The sequence below is a fragment of the Nitrosospira briensis genome, assembly GCF_900115125.1.
In the GTDB taxonomy this organism is placed as follows: domain Bacteria; phylum Pseudomonadota; class Gammaproteobacteria; order Burkholderiales; family Nitrosomonadaceae; genus Nitrosospira; species Nitrosospira briensis_A.
In genome coordinates this window covers 74,023-91,742 of sequence record NZ_FOVJ01000007.1, presented here as the reverse complement: position 1 = coordinate 91,742, position 17,720 = coordinate 74,023, and the positions used below count along the sequence as shown (strand labels likewise).

Genomic DNA, 17,720 nt, shown 5'->3' with positions numbered 1-17,720 from the left:
CTCCAGTTCGATCTCGGGCCCGTTTTACCTATTCGGGCGGAACAACACGGGGTCTGCGATTCTCGTCCACCGCCACGTAAGTCAATACCGCCTCGGTCACCCGGTAACATATTTCATGGTCTCCCTGGCGCAATCCCCGCTGGGCATAAACCACGACATCCACCGTAATCGATGTGCGCCCGATCTTGACGATGTTTGCATAAAAGCTCACGACATCTCCCACGAATACAGGCTGTTTGAATACGAAGGAATTAACCGCTACCGTCGCTACCCGCCCGCGAGCCCGGCGAATGGCTGGAAGACTGCCGGCAATGTCCACCTGCGCCATGATCCAGCCCCCGAACACGTCCCCTGCATAGTTGGTATCCGTCGGCATAGGCACCAGGCGCAGTATTGGATCGCATCCTTCGGGCAGTGATGTTTGAATTTCTGCGTCAGCATTCATCTACGCCTCGTGGCTTTGCCATTCGTGGTTTTGTAGGATGGAGTGGAGCAAAGCGCAACCCATCATCCTCTCAGTGACCCTCGTAAAGCCTGTCCACTTCAGTGGAATATTGGCTCAGTACCTGGTTTCGCCGGAGTTTCAGTGTCGGTGTCAGCATATGGTTTTCGACAGTCCACGGTTCTCTTGCCAGCCCCGCGCGGTATATTTTGGCATAGCCGGGAAATTCCTTTATCTGATGCGCGATCCGTTCAAGCAGGATTTTTTCGAGCTTCTGGTTTCCTAACAGGCGGCGCCAGTCGCGGTCAAGACCATATTGACCCGATATGGCCTCCCATTTACTGGAGTTCAGGACTACCAGCGCACTCAAATATGAACGGCCTTCGCCAATCACCATGACCTGTTCGAACAGTGAGTCGCGCAGAATGGCTGCTTCCATATTCGCGGGCGGGATTTTCGTTCCGGTGGACATAACGATGATTTCCTTCAGGCGCCCCGTGATGGTTACCCTGCCATGCGCATCAATATGCGCAATATCACCGGAATTGAGCCAACCCTCAGGCATCATGACTGCCTTGGTGGCCTCCGGATTGTTCCAGTAGCCGAGCATCACGTTAGGACCGCGAATCAGCAAGGCATTATGTTCGCCGAGCTTTACTTCCACTCCTGGAATGGGACGTCCCACGCTGGTCGGAACATTATCCTCGGGAGTATTACAGCAGACCACTGGACTACTTTCAGTCATGCCGTAGCCTTGCAGGATGGGCAGCCCCAAACCGATGAACACGCGGGAAACGTCGCCCGACAATGCCGCCCCGCCACTCATGGCGCAGCGTAGCCGGCCGCCGAGTTTGCCCATTACCTTCTTCGCCACCATTATTTCCAGGAAGGGCCACAACATGTGGGAAACATGCCGAGGCGCCCGATGCTGCTGATACTCAAAGCGGTTATAACCGATTTCGACCGCGAGTTCGAACAGTCTCCTGTTTAAAGGGGGCCCTTCCGCGAGCCTGGCCTGGATGCCGGCATATACCCGCTCGTATATTCGTGGCACTGAAACCAGGATCGTGGGCCGTATGATCAGCAAGTCCTCCTGCAACTGGTGGACCGAACGGGCATAGGCGACCGTGGCTCCCTGCATGATAGGCACATAGCAACCGGCAGTTCGCTCAAAAGTATGCGACAAGGGCAGAAATGAAAGCAGCAGGTCGTCCTGCCTGATCGGCACGACTTGCAGGCAGCTATAGGCATTGGTGAGGATATTATGATGGCTCAGCATGACTCCCTTGGACCGGCCCGATGTGCCCGAGGTATATATGATAGTGGCCAGCTGATGGGTATCGCGCTTGAAGTCGGGCGTCGTTCCGGCTTCTCCCGGCAGTCTTTCCGGCAACTCTTCCGGTAGCCATTCATGCAGCGCGAGCACGAGCCCGTCGTCTTTTTTTTCCGGGATTCCCTGGAAGGTAACGACGCGTACCAGATTGCCTATCTGATCCCGCACTTCCGAAAATGCCTGCCATTGCGCCAGTTCTTCCACCAATAATACTTTCGCGCCGGCGTCGCGCAAGATATAGGCTGCGTTCTCGGGCCGATCGGCTGTATAAAGAGGTACCACCACAAGCCCCAGCCTCAGCGCGGCGTGCTCGAACATCACCCACTCAGGACAGTTTCTCAGCATGACAGCCACCCGGTCTCCGGGAGCGAGACTCTCGCGGGAGAGCGCAGCCTGCCAGTGCTCGATACGGTCATCCATTTGTGACCAGGTGAGGTCGCGCCATTTGCCGCTGGAACGGTCGTAGTCGCGGTAGGCTACTTTATGAGGCGAGCGGCGCACTCGCTCGCGGAACAAGCCGTCGAGCGTTCCGGCAGTCTCCACCGGAATAATGTCGGTCAAGTTGTGTTGTCCGGTTTGCATGATGTATTCCGTATCTTGTTATTTTTGACCCGATAAGGTTATTCGCATGGCGCGTTTACGCGGACGCGGTACACGCATTGGCTTGCTCCGGTGCTGCATCCGGCGCACTTGCCGCCTCATCGCCGGGCTCCGGGCCAAAATCCCGAGGGAAATCATCCACCATGATGACGCCGCGGCGCAATGACTTCATCTCTCCCATTAACTCCAGTTCAGCAGTCGTGATGACTCTCTGCTTGAGGGCGGCCGCAATCCTTTCATCACCTTGAGCCGGAATTCGTCCGGTTTTGACGGCGGCGCGCAACTTGGCTTCCACCGCTTCGCAAACCATTGCACACTGTAGCGCCTGTTCCAGCCTGCCCAGCGGTTCATCAGCCGATGCAGGCACATAAATTCCGGCAGTCAGGCGATCACGCGCTTCCCCGGGTGACAGCATCAACGTGGCTACCTCATGGCCCAGCTTATCCGAAGGCTGGGAAAAAGGCTTGCCCAGTGGGAACACCATGAAACGAAGCACCCGCCTTGCGATCCCGCTGGCCGGAAAATTATCCAGCAATCCCTCGAATGCCTGCTGCATGCGGTAGAGCGCATCTTGCATCGACCAATGCAGTAGCGGTGAATCGGCTGCGGGCCGGCCATCGTCCTTATAGCGTTTCAGCGTGGCCGAGCATAAATAGAGCAGGCTGAGGATATCGCCAAGGCGGGCGGATATTCTTTCCTTGCGCTTGAGCGCGCCCCCCAAAATCAGAAGGGAGATGTCGGCAAGAAAGGCGAAAGCAGCGGAAAAACGCATGAGCTGACTGTAATAACGCTGCGTTTCAGGGCCGACGCTACCCGGAGCGCTCCCGAGCGTGCCGCCGGTCAATCCGTGCAGCAGGGTGCGCAAGCCATTGCCGAGCGTGAAAATAACGTGTCCGCTGAACGCCTGGTCAAATTGCACAGAGGCGCGCGTCGCATCAGTGTCACTGGCGGCGTGAATTTCCTTTAACAGGTAGGGGTGGCAGCGTATCGCCCCCTGGCCAAAAATGATCATGTTGCGGGTAAGAATATTGGCGCCTTCTACCGTGATGCTGACCGGGATCTGCTGGTAGTGGCGTCCCAGATAGTTGCCGGGCCCAAGGCAAATGCCTTTGCCGCCATGTACGTCCATCGCATCGTTTATCGCCTGGCGCCCACGCTCGGTGAGATGATATTTGACAATGGCCGAGATGACCGCTGGCTTTTCGCCCAAATCCACAGCCCCGGCCGTCATCACGCGCGCCGCGTCCATCATGTATGTGTTGCCCCCAATGCGGGCAAGCGCTTCCTCAACGCCTTCAAAGCGTCCGATAGAAGTCTTGAACTGCACTCGCACTCTGCCGTATGCGCCCGTGGTGCGGGCAGCCAGCTTGGCCGCCCCGGTGCTGGTCGCGGGCAGGGAAATCGAACGTCCGACGGCAAGACAGTTCATCAGCATGCGCCAGCCGCCTCCCACCCCTTCGAGCCCTCCGATTACCCATTCCATCGGGATGAATACATCGTTCCCGGAATTGGGGCCGTTCTGAAAGGCGGCATCGAGGGGGAAATGGCGGCGGCCGATATTCACGCCCGGCGTATTGGTGGGAATCAGCGCCAGCGTAATTCCCAGATCCTTTTCATCGCCCAACAACCCGTCCGGATCATGCACCTTGAATGCAAGCCCAAGCAGAGTCGCGACCGGCCCCAGGGTAATATAGCGTTTTTCCCACGTGACTCGCATGCCCAGCACATGTTCATCGCCGTTGAATTCGCCATGACAGACAATCCCGTAATCGGGTATCGCACCCGCATCCGATCCTGCATCCGGTCCCGTGAGGGCGAAGCAGGGTACTTCGAGTCCCTTTGCCAGGCGCGGCAGATAATGATCCTTCTGCTCTTCAGTACCGTATTGCAGCAGCAGTTCCGATGGCCCGAGCGAATTGGGTACCATCACCGATACCGCTGCCGTACCGCTGCGCGAACTGATTTTCATGACCACTTCGGAATGTGCCAGCGCCGAAAAACCGCGGCCGCCATATTGCTTCGGAATGATCATTCCGAAGAAACCGTTGTCCTTGATGAATTGCCAGACCTCGGGTGGCAGGTCATACAGTTCGCGCGTAATACGCCATTCGTCCAGCATCGCGCATAATTGTTCGACAGGGCCTGCAAGGAACGCTTTTTCCTCCGCGCTTAGCTTCGGTTTCGGATAGGTCAGCAGCTTGTTCCAGTTGGGCCTGCCGCTGAACAGATCTCCGTCCCACCATACGGTTCCCGCATCCAGCGCTTCCTGCTCGGTTTGCGAAACCTTCGGCAGTATCTTTCGAAAAATTTTCAGTACGCGGTTCGAAATGAGTGCGCGGCGTACCGGCGGGACGAAAAGAATAACGCCGACAATCAGAACCAGCGTCAAAAGCAGAGAAGAGATCAAAATAATTTTCCTGCGTAGGTTTGCGACAGCTGTGCCACGTTGCCTCTATGCTCCATGGGGAGTCGCCCGATCAACTTTCCGCTGGCGCAGGGGCGCTTCTGACGCTCATTTTATTGTCCACTTTCTTGACACCGTCAACCATCCAGGTAAGCATGTTCACCCGATCCATCTGAGACTGATTGTCCGCAATACCGCTAAGCATAACCGTGCCGGCGCTTGCCTCGACCCTGACATCAAGATGCCTCACTTCCGGATCGGCAAGTAGCGCTGCCTTTACCGTGCTGTTGAGGGTGCCGTCATCCACTTGCTCCTGTGCTGGAGGCGCTTCCCAGGATTCATGCACCTTCTCGGATTTTCCGCACCCGGCAATGGACAAGGCGCCGGCAAGGGCTACGGCCAAAACAACAAATCTATGCCTATCGTTCATTTCGTTTTCCTAACCAGAATTTATTTAAAGAATGCCAACCAGACTGATCAAATAAATCATCGTGATTATGAAGCCACTGGGCGTTTCAATCCAGCATCCAGAAGGTACTTGAGCACCTGTTCCGGCAAATTTTCGTCCAGGCAATCGAATTCCTGCATTCCTTTCATGGAACGCAACCAGGTGAGCTGCCGCTTTGCTAATTGCCGTGTCGCGGCCAACGCCATCTCCCGCATTTTTCCCGAATCGATCTGCTTTTCCAGATACATCCATACTTGCCGGTAACCGACGCAGCGCATGGAAGGGCTCTGGTCGTTCAGACAGAATTTATCACGGATTGCGCGGACTTCATCGATTAATCCCCGTTTTAGCATTTGCTCGAAGCGCTGGGCGATGCGTTGGTGCAGTATTCCGCGATCAGAGGGAATGAGGGCGATCTTGATTGCCCGATAAGGAAAAGACACATATCGCGGCTCCTTCAGGATTTCCGACATGGGCCTGCCTGTGAGGTAGCACACTTCCAGCGCACGCTGGATGCGCTGACTATCGGTGGGCTTGATTCTTGCCGCGCTGGCCGGGTCCAGCTGCGACAGTTCGTTGTGCAATGCGGGCCAGCCTCTTTCTTCCGCTTTGGCTTCAATCGCCCCGCGCAAGCTGCTGTTCGCGGACGGCAGCGTTGAAAGCCCGTCCAGCAATGTTTTAAAATAGAGCATCGTGCCGCCCGTCAACAGGGGAATATTGCCCCGTTCCGTGACCTCGCTCATTATCGCAAGGGCGTCTCTCAGGAATTGGGCAGCGGAATAATGCTCTTGCGGCTCAATCAGGTTGATGAGATGGTGAGGGACCCGCGCCATGGTTTCCGCATCGGGCTTGGCGGTACCTATGTTCATATGCCGGTACACTTGGGCCGAATCGACACTGACGATTTCCACCGGGAAATGCCGGGAGATTTCCAGCGCAATGCTGCTTTTACCGCTTGCAGTGGGTCCCATCAGAAAAATTGCGGGATGGGTAGCCAAATCGCGATTCGGGAAATTTACGTTCGGGTCTGTCACGGCAGATGGGGGGCCTGGTTTATCTTGAATCGCCTTGCGGTTGCAGGCCTGTTGCCGGGTCCGGCAAGACTTCAAAGAGGTAAAAGGAAGACCCGAAACCGATTAAACGCGATATTCAATTGAATGGCAAGCATCGGTTTTTTCAGTTAGAATCCCGCATTTCCGCGTGCCTGCCTTCAGTGCGCTTTTGTCGATGCCCCGGTACTATTTTCAATGATCCTTGTCCTGAATCCGGATACTCGGCCGGACAGCGCCGAATACAAGCAGTTAATGGCGCATCTCGCCAATCTCCCTGGTATTTCCACGCGTGTGCATACCGAAGTCGGCGTCGAGCAGACTCTTACCGAGGTATATCTGATCGGCAATACCAAGCCCTTGCCAATCGAGGAAATGCAAAACTTGCCGTGTGTCGAGCAGGTTGTGCGGATCTCGGAGGAGTATCGCGTTCTCGGGCGGCATAAAGACGATCACCGGCCCACTCACTTCGACTATAACGGTGTTCGCTTCGGTCAGGATACCCTGAACGTTTTCGCCGGGCTGTGCGCGGTGGATACGCTGGAGCATGTCGAGTTGATGATGCAGGCGCTCCGCGACAATGGCCAGGTATGCACCCGCATGGGCGCGTACAAGCCGCGTACCAGCCCATATTCATTCCAGGGTCACGGCAAGGCTTGCCTGCCTTATGTATTCGACCTGGCCGGGAAATATGGCATCAAAGTGATAGCCATGGAAATCACGCATGAATCCCATGTGGAGGAAATTTGCGAAGCCCTTTACCGGACAGGCAATTCCACGGGTGTCATGTTGCAGATCGGCACGCGCAATACACAAAATTTCGAGCTGCTGAAAATCGTAGGACGCCAGCAGGATTTCCCGGTGTTGCTCAAGCGCGGCTTTGGGATCACATTGGATGAGTCGCTGAACGCCGCGGAATATCTCGCGTCCGAGGGTAATCGCAAGGTTGTCTTTGGCCTGCGCGGCATGAAGACCAACATGGCGGATCCTCATCGCAACTTCGTGGATTTTGCCCATGTGCCAGTGGTCAAGCGTCTCACCCGCATGCCGGTATGCATAGACCCTTCCCATTCAGTAGGCCTGCGCGCTTCCTCGCCGGACGGCATACTCGATATCATGCATGTGACCACCCAAGGGGTGATTGCGGGCGCCAATATGATACTGGTGGATTTTCATCCGGTGCCAGGCAAGGCACTCGTGGATGGACCTCAGGCGATGCTGATCAGGGAACTGCCGTTTTTCCTCGAAGACGTCCGCATAGCACGGGAAGCATACGAACGACGCGCCGCCCTGGCGGAGCGTTATCAGGAAGCATAGTTTTCCGCTTTTTCCATCAAAAAATCTCCATAACGCGAATCCACAAACACCCGCTCGGGAATGCCTGCCTACCGCCCATGCCTCTCAACAAGATAAGGCGTAGCGTTTTAATACTGTTGTTTGTATTTCCGGCATCACTGCTGGGGACTTCTATTGGCATTGCTGGCGTTATCAACGTAGCGGCCGCAGCTTTGCCTGCTTTTCCGATCAAGCTCACCGATGATCGTGGACACAGTGTTCGCCTGGACCATTTTGCAAAGCGTATCGTCTCCCTTTCTCCGCACATCACCGAGCTGATATTCGCGGCCGGAGCAGGGAGCAAACTGGTAGGCGTCAGTCGCTATAGCGACTACCCCGATGCTGCCAGAACGGTTCAGGATGTCGGCGACGCGTCCAATCTTGATCTGGAGAGAATTGTCGCGCTCAAGCCTGATCTGGTGGTCGCGTGGCATAGCGGGAACGCCCGTAAGGATATCGAGAAACTGGAGAAACTGGGCATCACTGTTTTCGCTACTGAAGCGAATAAACTGGGAGATGTTCCGCGATTGTTGCGGACGGCCGGGAAGCTGGCGGGAACATCAATGCAGGCAGAGTCAGCCGCGAGCGACTATGAAGAAGAATTGCAAGGAATCAAGCACACCTATAGCGATCGTCGTAAAATCAGCGTATTCCAGGTAATTTGGCATCAGCCGCTGATGACGGTGAATGGTAATCATCTTATCAGCGATATCATCGGTATTTGTGGCGGAGTGAATGTGTTTAGATCCGCTCCTTCTTTAACGCCGGTAATATCGCCGGAAAATTTAGTGGAAGCCGATCCTCAAGCTATTATCAGCAGTGCCTCCGACGAATTTGCTGAAACTGGAGCGCGGAACCTGTCGCGCCGCTTTCCGCAAGTGAGCGCAGTCAGGAACAGCCACTTGTTTTTTGTGCACCCTGATCTCTTGCATCGCCAGACTGTTCGAATGCTGCGAGCAGCAAAAACGGTTTGCGCCCAATTGGACAGTGTCCGGTCACGCCAGCAAAAGGATGTTTCCGGTACAGGGGCCGATGCGGCAACGCGGAGTAGCTCATGAGGGGTAGCTATGAGGGACTCAATGGGAAACCCTGACTAGAGATTCCTTGAGGAAATATATGAATGCTCTAGAATAACGGTCCACGGCTTTTGCCATCGCCACTGGTTATCTGCGCTATCGCGCATGTGGTCGCTATATATGTATATGCAGAGCGCACTGAACCACGAACAGCACCGTGAATAGTCTGGGTGCCTGAATGAAAGTTTTTATGGAGAATGACTGATGATCAAGGTATTGCTTGCAAACCCTCGTGGTTTTTGTGCCGGGGTAGATCGTGCGATCGAAATTGTCGAGCGGGCGCTGAGTATGCATGGGGCGCCGATTTATGTGCGCCACGAGGTAGTACATAACCGGTTCGTGGTGGAGAATCTGGAAAAAAAAGGAGCGGTGTTTGTCGAAAATCTCGACGAGGTGCCCGTTGGCAGCATTTTGATCTTCAGCGCGCACGGAGTTTCCCATGAAGTGCGGCGGGAAGCCGAGGCGCAACAGTTCAAGGTATTCGACGCCACTTGCCCACTCGTGACCAAGGTTCATATCGAAGTGGCAAAAATGCGGGAGCAGGGACGGGAAATCATCATGATCGGCCATGCCGGGCATCCGGAAGTGGAAGGCACGATGGGCCAGGCCGAGGGAGACGGTCCCTGTATGTATCTGGTCGAAACAGAGGAGGATGTCGACAATCTGAAGGTTCAAGATCCGACCCACTTGGCATATGTCACGCAAACAACGCTGTCGGTAGACGATGCAACACGGGTGATCAAGGCCTTGAAAAAGCGCTTTCCAAAAATTACCGGACCGAAAAAAGACGACATTTGCTACGCTACGCAAAACCGCCAGGATGCGGTGAAAATGATGGTCAAGCAGTGCGATCTGGTAATTGTGGTCGGCTCGCCCAATAGTTCCAACTCCAACCGCTTGTGCGAAGTTGCAAGGAATGCCGGCGTGGACGCCTATATGATAGATCGTGCGGAGCAGTTGCAGGAAAGGTGGCTGGAAGGAAAGGACCAGATCGGTATCACTGCCGGCGCCTCTGCCCCGGAAGTGCTGGTGCAGGAAGTGATCTCGCGGCTACGGCAGATAGGTGCAGGGCAAGCGGGAAAGGAAGTGGTAGTAGAGGAACTGAGCGGCGTGGTTGAGTCCGTCGTATTTCCTTTGCCTAAAAACTAATCACTTCGCGCCAGTAATTTTCTACACGTCCAAATTGCACGCCACTGGTGCTGGTGCGCTTCGCCAGCACCACGGCGCTTGTTCCTGTTCCGCTCCAACAGTTTCGCTGATCTGTAGCAGCGCCGCATTACCTGTTCCGTACCAGCAAAAATTAATTGTATTTAAATCACCGTTTATTAAATCACCGGACATGAGCCGTTAATATCAATGCAGGATATATTCGAAAGGGCCAGGAAGATTCATACGGTTATCTTCGATGTGGACGGGGTGCTTACCGATGGAAGCCTCTACCTCACAGATGGTGGTGAAGAAATCAAGGCATTCAATAGCCATGACGGTCATGGTCTGAAAATGCTGAAGGCATGCGGAGTCAAAGTTGCCCTTATCACTGGCAGGCAGTCGCGTTGCGTGGATTTGAAGGCAAAAGACTGGGGTGTGGCGACTGTTTATCAAGGTGCAAAGAGTAAGCTGCCTGCATTCGAGGCCTTGTTGAAGGAACTCGAAATCGAGGCGTCCGCCTGTGCCTACATGGGCGATGACCTGATAGATTTGCCCGTGATGCTGCGGTGCGGTCTGGCCATTACTGTACCTGCCGCACCCGCCCTGGTGAAAAAGCATGCACACTATGTCACTCGCCTTGAAGGCGGGCGCGGAGCGGTGCGAGAGGTTTGTGAAATGATAATGCATGCCCAGGATACGCTGGATATGCATTTGGCGACCTATCTCAAATGATCAGCCGCCTGCTTCCCGCAATCCTCCTCCTCATACTCGTCTTGCTGGCGGCGTTGTCGTTTTGGCAGAACCAGCCGGCACGGGCACCGTCCCCGGCCCACGAAGACAACGGATCGCGCCGTGCGCCCGATTACGTGGTGGAAAACTTCTCGGCTGCCCGCATGGGGGAAGATGGAGCCGCCCGCCACATGCTCATAGGCAAGAGCATGGTGCATTATCCGGAAGACGATACCACTGATGTGGAAAAACCCCATTTTATCGGTACCGAGTCCGGTAAGCCGGCGGTGCAAATAACAGCGGACGAGGCAAGGATGTCCGCGAAGGGTGAAAATATCTATCTTATAGGTAACGTTAAAGTGCTTCGGAATGCGGGTAAAGGCCGTGGCGAAACAATCATGACGACCAGCTTGTTGCATCTCATACCGGATGACGACATCGCCAAAACCAACAAGCCCGTGGTGATTAGCGAAACGAATGCCACCATGAAAGCGGTCGGCATGGAGATGAACAATCGCACCAATGTCACCCGGTTGTTGTCACAGGTAAGGGTTGTCCATGACAAGCGGCGGTAGCCGCTCTAACCGAGGCCGAATGAAATCCTTTTTTATCATATTTTTTTTAAATGTGCTGTTTACCGGATCGGTCTTGGCTGAGCGAGCCGATAAAGATAAACCGGTGCATCTGGAGGCGGACCGCGCTACGGTTCAGGACGCCAACAAGCTCGCCACATTCACCGGCAACGTAGTGCTCACCCAAGGTACCTTGGTAATCCGGGCTGACAAAATGACGGTGAAAGAAGACGCGAACGGATTTCAGCAAGCCACTGCTTTCGGTAACCTCGCCAGTTTCCGGCAAAAGCGCGATGGCAGGGACGAGTACGTCGAGGGCTGGAGTGAGCGCATGGAGTATGACGGCAAAGCTGATAAGGTACAGCTCTTCAAGAAAGCGAGATTACGGCGCGGGCAGGATGAAGTACACGGCGATTATATTTCCTACGATGCGATCAACGAGTTTTTCCAGGTAACGAGCAACAATAACGCAAGCACTCAAACGCATACCGAGGGGAGAGTGAGGGCTGTTATCCAGCCGAAGAAAAAAGAGCCGAAACCGGATGCCGAGAATCCATGACAAACCCCGGCCACGCACGCAGGCAGAAGGTGCTTTGGTCCGGCGGCATCATCGATCGAATTCCTGGCTTCTCTATTGTTAGAGTTCCGCCCCGCAACGCTGCGGTGCTTGAGCCTGGCACTTATTCCGAGGTTCCGGGCTTCAGAAAATGAGTGAGTTCAAAGCTAATAACTTAAAAAAACGTTACAAGTCCCGGACCGTGGTGCAGGATGTTTCGATTTCTGTTCGTAGCGGAGAGGTTGTTGGTCTGTTGGGTCCCAACGGCGCGGGCAAGACCACCTGTTTCTACATGATGGTGGGCCTGGTACCGCTGGATGGCGGCAATATCTATCTGGACGATCAGGATTTGAGCCAGATGCCCATGCATTTACGCGCACGCCTGGGTTTGAGCTATTTGCCCCAGGAAGCTTCCATTTTCAGGCGGCTTTCCGTGTCTGACAATATTCGGGCAGTGCTGGAACTGAAGAATTATACCGCTGATGAAATGCAGCAGCATCTCGACGATCTACTGCATGATCTCCACATCAGCCACATACGCGCCAGTCCGGCTATCAGCTTGTCCGGCGGCGAGCGGCGCCGTGTTGAAATTGCCCGCGCACTGGCAACGCTGCCACGCTTTATCCTCCTGGATGAACCGTTTGCGGGCGTGGACCCGATTGCCGTGCTGGATATCCAGAAGATAATAAGGTTTCTCAAGGAACGCGACATCGGCGTGCTCATTACCGACCATAATGTCAGGGAAACGCTGGGCATCTGCGATCATGCCTATATTATCAGCGACGGCAAGGTACTGGCCAGCGGTAATCCCGATGAAATCATTTATAATGAAAGTGTGAGAAAAGTATATCTGGGAGAACATTTCCGGCTTTGAAGAGAGATTCGATTCATTTGGATCTGGTTTACCTGGTTTTTCCAAAATATGAAACCTACCCTCCAGTTCAAGCTGTCGCAGCATCTGACGCTTACCCCGCAATTACAATACTCCATACGGTTGTTGCAGCTTTCTACGGTTGAGCTAAGCCAGGAAATCGAACGCATAGTTCAAGAAAATCCCCTGCTGGAACTGGATGACCATCCAGGTAACGATACCGCCGACTACCGGAATACCACCCTTGATAGCCTGGCTGAGCCGCTGTCGGACCTGATCGAGATTCCGGATGATGGCGCCAAGCTGCTCCCGGTCGAAGACGATCCCTACATAAAAAAAGCAGCTGACGAGCCGGACTGGTTCGCGGATGACGGGGCATTTCACAACGGGCGGGATGATGATGACGAGCGCGATTTTCCCCAGCAGGCGGCAGAGCCCCCCAATTTGCGCCAGCATCTCAACTCGCAGCTATGTCTTAGCCAGATCCCGGAGCGCGACAAGAAGATCGTCGGCTTGCTGATCGACAGCCTCGATGATGACGGCTATCTTGTCCAGGACCTTGAAGAACTTGTTGAGCTGTTGCCGCCCGAGCTCGCAATAGACATCGACGATCTTAATATTGCCCTGGAGCACTTGCAACATCTGGATCCTCCTGGTATCGGTGCGCGTAACTTGCGAGAGTGCCTGGTCATGCAACTGCGCGCCCTGCCCGAATATACCCCCTACCGGGAGCAGGCGTTGCTGCTTGTGAACAATCACCTCGACAGCCTGGCGTCACGCGATTTTTGCACCATCAAAAAGCTGCTGCATTGCGATGATGACTGTCTGCGTTCGATCCAGTACACGATTACCCGCCTGAACCCGAGGCCGGGCACTGCATTCAGTTCTGCGGTTGCCCGCTACATCATACCCGACGTAATTGTGACAAAGATCGGCGGTGCCTGGGTAGCCAACCTTAATCCCGAAGCAATGCCCCGCCTCAAGATCAACCGGCTCTATGCGGACATCTTGAAACGTTGTCATGATGATTCCGCGCGCCGGCTGTCCAGCCAATTACATGAAGCGAAGTGGCTCATCAAGAACGTGCATCAGCGTTTCAGCACTATCCTCAAGGTATCTTCGGCGGTGGTCGAGCGCCAGCGTCAGTTTTTTGAGCACGGCGCGGTTGCAATGCGTCCCATGGTCTTGCGGGAAATTGCCGATACGCTGGACTTGCACGAATCCACCATTTCGCGGGTGACCACGCAGAAATTCATGCGGACGCCCCGTGGTATATTCGAACTGAAGTATTTTTTTGGTAGCCATGTAGCAACCGATACCGGCGGCGCCTGTTCCGCAACCGCGATCCGCGCGCTGATCAAGCAAATGGTAAATGCCGAGAACTCGAAGAAGCCCCTGAGCGATAGCCAGATTTCAGAAGTCCTGGGACAGCAGGGCATTGTGGTTGCCCGTCGTACCGTGGCAAAGTATCGGGAGTCCATGCAAATCCCTCCCGTTAATCTCAGGAAATCCTTTTAATCCTAAACCAGGGAGGAGCAATGAATATCAATCTAACCGGCCACCACGTTGAAGTCACGCAGGCTCTGCGCGACTATGTTTCTTCAAAGCTGAGCAAGCTCGCGCACCATTTTGACCAGGTCATTGACGTCAGCGTGACGCTATCGGTTGAAAAACTCAGGCAGAAGGCTGAAGCCAATGTACGTATGCGGGGCAAGGATATTTTTGTAGAGGCAGAAAGCGCTGACATGTACGCTTCCATAGATAATCTGGTGGATAAGCTTGACCGTCAGCTCGTCAGGCACAAGGAGAAAAATGTAAGTTATCGTGGTGGCGCGCTCAAGAACCAGGAAATAGAGCAGCCTGAGTAAGAGCGGCTTGGTAGCGATCAGAATGGGGGCAGGAGGACGAGCCTCCCTTGTCTCATTAATCAGGAGGTAATCCCATCCAGATATCCGGAATCAACGCCGCGCAGCTGTTCGAGGATAAACATCAAAAGCTGAGCCTGACCTGGGAAGCAGGCAGGGATGGTGGCGACAGGCATCTCGACAATGAATCCATTGCCCAGTCGACGCAAGGGATGATCGGTCACCTCAATTTCATTCATCCCAACTGGATACAGGTGCTCAGCGAAACCGAAGCCGAGTATCTCAACTCGCTCGACCCCGCCTCCCTTGAACAGCATTTGCGACGGCTTTCGCAAAGCAGCCTGTTGTGCATTATCGTCGCCGGCGGTGCTTCGGTACCCCACTCTATAAAAAACCTGGCAGATTCCGATCACATTCCCCTTTTCTGTTCCCCGCACTCCAGCCTGGAAGTGATCTGGGTGCTGCGGCCCTATCTCGGGCGCGTCCTTGCCCCATCCTGTAGTCGTCACGGGGTCCTGCTGGATGTTCTGGGGCTTGGGGTAATGATTACCGGCGAAAGCAGCGTGGGCAAAAGCGAACTGGCATTGGAACTCGTGAGTCGGGGCCATGGACTGGTTGCGGACGACGTCGTGGAGCTTTATCGCATCGCTCCGGAAACGCTGGAAGGATGCTGCCCTCCCATGCTGCGGGATTTTCTTGAAGTGCGCGGGCTGGGGATGCTGAATATCCGCACTATTTTTGGCGAGACCGCGGTACGGCGAAAAAAAAACATGAAGCTTATCGTGCATTTGCAAAAACCCAGCAGCGCGGACCTCAATACCATGGAGCGCCTGCCGATTAATGATGTTACCGAAAACATTCTCGACGTCAATATCCGAAAAGTCATCATCCCGGTAGCTGCTGGCCGGAACCTGGCCGTTCTTGTAGAGGCGGCGGTACGTAATTATGTTCTGCAATTGCGCGGTATCGATAGCGCGCAGGAGTTTTTCGCCCGGCACCAACAGGAAATGGAGAATGGACAAGAATAAGCAAACCTCGGGAATCGAGCGGTGAGCAGCAGGCGCAAAGCGGGAGCGTTTCAAGGACGCGCTCCTTCCCGGCGTTCCGAAAAATGCAACTGATCGTGATCAGTGGTCTTTCCGGTTCCGGTAAAAGTATCGCGCTTACCGTTCTGGAGGATAACGGCTTCTATTGCGTGGACAACCTTCCAGCCAACCTGCTGCCAGAGGTTACAGTCTATCTCAAGGAATCCGGACATCAACGCGTGGCCGTCAGTATCGACGCCAGGAGCCGCGAGACCTTGCATCTGTTGCCGCAGCGGCTGGCTGATCTGCGTCGGCGGGAAATGGACGTGCACCTGCTATTTCTTGAAACTAAAACCGATACGCTGGTAAAACGCTTTTCCGAAACTCGCCGCCGCCATCCCCTGAGCGATAATCACTCGACCTTGCCCGAGTGCATAGAGATGGAACGCGAAATATTGCGTGAGATACACGATCTTGCGAATCGCATTGACACCAGCGATTTGAGCGCGAGTTCACTGCGTGCGTGGATACGGGATTTCATCGGGCTAAATCATGCACGGTTGACCCTCCTGTTCCAGTCGTTTGGATTCAAGCATGGTGTTCCGCTGGATTCCGACATGGTATTCGATGTTCGCTGCCTTCCCAACCCGCACTATGAAGCACTCCTGCGGCCGCTCACAGGAAAGGATGGCGGGGTAATTGAATTCCTTGAGGCGAATATCACCGTCAATCAAATGTTCGAGGATATCCGGCGGTTCGTGGATGACTGGCTACCCTGTTTCATTCGCGACAACCGCAATTATCTTACCGTAGCTATCGGATGCACCGGTGGACGTCATCGCTCCGTTTATTTCGTGGAGCGGCTGGCAAGGCATTTCACTGAAAACAACCAGGTCTTGGTGCGGCACAGGGAATTGGATGCATAGAATCGGGTTGGGTGCGCAGCGATAAATGTCGAGTCGACCATGAATTCAGCAAAAACCATTACGCTTGCCTATACCGGCGCCTCAGGCATGCCTTACGGCGTGCGCCTGCTGGAATTATTGCTGGCGGGTGGCCACCGGGTCTACCTGCTGTATTCCCAGGCGGCACAACTTGTCGCGCACCAGGAGATGCAACTGGTGTTGCCCTCCCGCCCAAGGGAAGCGGAAGAAATGTTCAGCCGGCGTTTCAATGCCGCCGAAGGGCAATTGCGAGTATTCGGACGGGAAGACTGGTTCGCGCCCGTCGCCTCGGGCTCCAACCCGGCGGATGCGATGGTGGTTTGCCCGTGCACCATGGGAACGCTCGCCGCGATTGCTGCAGGGCTGAGCCAAAAGCTGATCGAGCGTTCAGCGGACGTAATGCTGAAAGAGAATCGAAAACTCATCCTTGTTCCACGCGAAACGCCGTTTTCCACTATCCATCTGGAAAATATGCTGAAACTTGCGCGCAGCGGCGTAATTATCCTGCCTCCCAATCCCGGCTTTTATCACCATCCCCAGACTGTGCAGGATATGGTGGATTTTGTGGTTGCCCGCATACTGGATCATCTTGGGATAACGCATAAGCTCATGCCGCGCTGGGGTGAGCAAGATTAGCCGCTGGCGGCTGACAAGTGGATCTCGAATAAGCCTGTGAGTCGAAGAAGATGGGCCCTCAGGCATTCTCCGCCGCGCACTTTTCAGCAGAAATCAATTCCAGACCGGTTACCGTGACCCGATAAATTCCGGCTTCGGTCACAATGAAATCCATCGGGATGTCATGCCGCTGGGGATGCACGCTATTCAGGCGCAAAATTTCAAACCCCACGCCGATAGCCAGGGGACGCGGGACGATCGCAACCAGGGTTCGATCAAAATAGCCGCCGCCGTACCCAATCCGAAAACCCATCTCATCAAACCCAATCATCGGAATTATGAGTGCATCAACCGTTACAAGATCGGTGTTATCGGGGACCGGGATACCATAAGCACCGCTTTTCATCGGCGCCTCCCGCCACCATTTGCGGAAACGCAGCGGCTCGTTTTTATTCTCCACTTCAGGCAGCGCAAGCGTCGCACCACGCTCCGCAATGAAATTCATCACGGGACGGGGATCATATTCACCACGATGCGGCCAGCAGAATCCCACCGTGCTTTTTTGTAACAAGGGAAAGCCCTGTTCTAGCGAACGGGTTATCGCAGTACTCCAGCAGCGGTGATCTCCGTCGGCAACGCACTCCCTGGCCACCATCAGTTCAGCGCGCTGATGCTTTCTCCAATCCCTCCAGTCCTTCATTGTTTTT

General features: G+C 54.6%; 18 protein-coding genes. 12 read left to right on the top strand and 6 right to left on the bottom strand.

The window, feature by feature from the left end:
* Positions 1 to 28: 28 nt before the first annotated feature.
* The 5 genes from BMZ14_RS12465 to miaA form a co-directional block, all read right to left on the bottom strand.
* Positions 29 to 445 carry an acyl-CoA thioesterase gene (locus tag BMZ14_RS12465; protein WP_074798084.1) on the bottom strand — a complete coding sequence of 139 codons (417 nt, stop codon included), beginning with the start codon at positions 443 to 445 and terminating at the stop codon, positions 29 to 31.
* A 70-nt stretch (positions 446 to 515) separates the two neighbouring features.
* A complete protein-coding gene (locus tag BMZ14_RS12460) occupies positions 516 to 2,357 on the bottom strand; it encodes an AMP-dependent synthetase/ligase (RefSeq protein WP_074798083.1) in 1,842 nt (613 codons plus the stop codon).
* Positions 2,358 to 2,412: 55 nt separating this feature from the next.
* Positions 2,413 to 4,782, bottom strand: coding sequence for an acyl-CoA dehydrogenase (locus BMZ14_RS12455; RefSeq protein ID WP_074798081.1), 2,370 nt, complete (start codon positions 4,780 to 4,782; stop codon positions 2,413 to 2,415).
* Between the two features lie 70 nt (positions 4,783 to 4,852).
* The gene (locus BMZ14_RS12450) at positions 4,853 to 5,209 is read right to left on the bottom strand and encodes a BON domain-containing protein (RefSeq protein ID WP_074798079.1); all 357 of its coding nucleotides are present in this window, start codon (positions 5,207 to 5,209) and stop codon (positions 4,853 to 4,855) included.
* A gap of 65 nt (positions 5,210 to 5,274) precedes the next feature.
* The gene (gene miaA / locus BMZ14_RS12445; RefSeq protein WP_218145038.1) at positions 5,275 to 6,198 is read right to left on the bottom strand and encodes a tRNA (adenosine(37)-N6)-dimethylallyltransferase MiaA; all 924 of its coding nucleotides are present in this window, start codon (positions 6,196 to 6,198) and stop codon (positions 5,275 to 5,277) included.
* 276 nt (positions 6,199 to 6,474) lie between these two features.
* On the opposite strand from miaA, the gene BMZ14_RS12440 reads away from it, so the two are divergent.
* From BMZ14_RS12440 to BMZ14_RS12385, 12 genes are all read left to right on the top strand, one after another.
* Positions 6,475 to 7,593 (top strand): 3-deoxy-7-phosphoheptulonate synthase, encoded by a 1,119-nt coding sequence (locus BMZ14_RS12440; protein WP_074798075.1) that lies wholly within the window; start codon positions 6,475 to 6,477, stop codon positions 7,591 to 7,593.
* Between the two features lie 77 nt (positions 7,594 to 7,670).
* On the top strand, positions 7,671 to 8,669 hold the full coding sequence (locus BMZ14_RS12435; protein ID WP_074798074.1) for a cobalamin-binding protein: 999 nt from the start codon (positions 7,671 to 7,673) through the stop codon (positions 8,667 to 8,669).
* A gap of 222 nt (positions 8,670 to 8,891) precedes the next feature.
* Positions 8,892 to 9,836, top strand: a complete 945-nt coding sequence (gene ispH / locus BMZ14_RS12430) for a 4-hydroxy-3-methylbut-2-enyl diphosphate reductase (protein ID WP_074798072.1) — start codon at positions 8,892 to 8,894, stop codon at positions 9,834 to 9,836.
* Positions 9,837 to 10,043: 207 nt separating this feature from the next.
* On the top strand, positions 10,044 to 10,568 hold the full coding sequence (locus tag BMZ14_RS12425; protein WP_074798070.1) for a KdsC family phosphatase: 525 nt from the start codon (positions 10,044 to 10,046) through the stop codon (positions 10,566 to 10,568).
* Positions 10,565 to 11,140 (top strand): LPS export ABC transporter periplasmic protein LptC, encoded by a 576-nt coding sequence (gene lptC / locus BMZ14_RS12420; protein ID WP_074798068.1) that lies wholly within the window; start codon positions 10,565 to 10,567, stop codon positions 11,138 to 11,140. The genes BMZ14_RS12425 and lptC overlap by 4 nt, the downstream gene beginning before the upstream one ends.
* A gap of 19 nt (positions 11,141 to 11,159) precedes the next feature.
* Positions 11,160 to 11,696: a lipopolysaccharide transport periplasmic protein LptA gene (gene lptA / locus BMZ14_RS12415; RefSeq protein ID WP_074798066.1), complete on the top strand. Its 537-nt coding sequence runs from the start codon at positions 11,160 to 11,162 to the stop codon at positions 11,694 to 11,696.
* A gap of 148 nt (positions 11,697 to 11,844) precedes the next feature.
* Entirely contained in the window at positions 11,845 to 12,567 is a 723-nt protein-coding gene (gene lptB / locus BMZ14_RS12410) for an LPS export ABC transporter ATP-binding protein (RefSeq protein WP_074798063.1), read from the top strand.
* Between the two features lie 48 nt (positions 12,568 to 12,615).
* Positions 12,616 to 14,082, top strand: a complete 1,467-nt coding sequence (locus BMZ14_RS12405; protein WP_074798061.1) for an RNA polymerase factor sigma-54 — start codon at positions 12,616 to 12,618, stop codon at positions 14,080 to 14,082.
* 20 nt (positions 14,083 to 14,102) lie between these two features.
* Entirely contained in the window at positions 14,103 to 14,432 is a 330-nt protein-coding gene (gene hpf / locus BMZ14_RS12400; protein ID WP_074798059.1) for a ribosome hibernation-promoting factor, HPF/YfiA family, read from the top strand.
* 80 nt (positions 14,433 to 14,512) lie between these two features.
* The gene (gene hprK, locus BMZ14_RS12395; RefSeq protein WP_074798057.1) at positions 14,513 to 15,457 is read left to right on the top strand and encodes an HPr(Ser) kinase/phosphatase; all 945 of its coding nucleotides are present in this window, start codon (positions 14,513 to 14,515) and stop codon (positions 15,455 to 15,457) included.
* 83 nt (positions 15,458 to 15,540) lie between these two features.
* Positions 15,541 to 16,380, top strand: coding sequence for an RNase adapter RapZ (rapZ, locus tag BMZ14_RS12390; protein ID WP_074798055.1), 840 nt, complete (start codon positions 15,541 to 15,543; stop codon positions 16,378 to 16,380).
* Between the two features lie 39 nt (positions 16,381 to 16,419).
* The gene (locus BMZ14_RS12385) at positions 16,420 to 17,034 is read left to right on the top strand and encodes a flavin prenyltransferase UbiX (protein WP_074798053.1); all 615 of its coding nucleotides are present in this window, start codon (positions 16,420 to 16,422) and stop codon (positions 17,032 to 17,034) included.
* Between the two features lie 58 nt (positions 17,035 to 17,092).
* Here the strand turns inward: BMZ14_RS12385 and BMZ14_RS12380 are convergent, their stop codons facing one another.
* Positions 17,093 to 17,713 (bottom strand): 5-formyltetrahydrofolate cyclo-ligase, encoded by a 621-nt coding sequence (locus BMZ14_RS12380; protein WP_074798051.1) that lies wholly within the window; start codon positions 17,711 to 17,713, stop codon positions 17,093 to 17,095.
* Positions 17,714 to 17,720: the final 7 nt, after the last annotated feature.

Excerpts from the sequence above, each read along its gene's own strand:
- BMZ14_RS12465 (WP_074798084.1), bottom strand. The coding sequence starts at position 445 with ATGAATGCTGACGCAGAAATTCAAACATCACTGCCCGAAGGATGCGAT.
- BMZ14_RS12460 (WP_074798083.1), bottom strand. The coding sequence starts at position 2,357 with ATGCAAACCGGACAACACAACTTGACCGACATTATTCCGGTGGAGACT.
- BMZ14_RS12450 (WP_074798079.1), bottom strand. The coding sequence starts at position 5,209 with ATGAACGATAGGCATAGATTTGTTGTTTTGGCCGTAGCCCTTGCCGGC.
- miaA (WP_218145038.1), bottom strand. The coding sequence starts at position 6,198 with ATGGGACCCACTGCAAGCGGTAAAAGCAGCATTGCGCTGGAAATCTCC.
- BMZ14_RS12440 (WP_074798075.1), top strand. The coding sequence starts at position 6,475 with ATGATCCTTGTCCTGAATCCGGATACTCGGCCGGACAGCGCCGAATAC.
- BMZ14_RS12435 (WP_074798074.1), top strand. The coding sequence starts at position 7,671 with ATGCCTCTCAACAAGATAAGGCGTAGCGTTTTAATACTGTTGTTTGTA.
- ispH (WP_074798072.1), top strand. The coding sequence starts at position 8,892 with ATGATCAAGGTATTGCTTGCAAACCCTCGTGGTTTTTGTGCCGGGGTA.
- BMZ14_RS12425 (WP_074798070.1), top strand. The coding sequence starts at position 10,044 with ATGCAGGATATATTCGAAAGGGCCAGGAAGATTCATACGGTTATCTTC.
- lptC (WP_074798068.1), top strand. The coding sequence starts at position 10,565 with ATGATCAGCCGCCTGCTTCCCGCAATCCTCCTCCTCATACTCGTCTTG.
- lptA (WP_074798066.1), top strand. The coding sequence starts at position 11,160 with ATGAAATCCTTTTTTATCATATTTTTTTTAAATGTGCTGTTTACCGGA.
- lptB (WP_074798063.1), top strand. The coding sequence starts at position 11,845 with ATGAGTGAGTTCAAAGCTAATAACTTAAAAAAACGTTACAAGTCCCGG.
- BMZ14_RS12405 (WP_074798061.1), top strand. The coding sequence starts at position 12,616 with ATGAAACCTACCCTCCAGTTCAAGCTGTCGCAGCATCTGACGCTTACC.
- hpf (WP_074798059.1), top strand. The coding sequence starts at position 14,103 with ATGAATATCAATCTAACCGGCCACCACGTTGAAGTCACGCAGGCTCTG.
- rapZ (WP_074798055.1), top strand. The coding sequence starts at position 15,541 with ATGCAACTGATCGTGATCAGTGGTCTTTCCGGTTCCGGTAAAAGTATC.
- BMZ14_RS12385 (WP_074798053.1), top strand. The coding sequence starts at position 16,420 with ATGAATTCAGCAAAAACCATTACGCTTGCCTATACCGGCGCCTCAGGC.
- BMZ14_RS12380 (WP_074798051.1), bottom strand. The coding sequence starts at position 17,713 with ATGAAGGACTGGAGGGATTGGAGAAAGCATCAGCGCGCTGAACTGATG.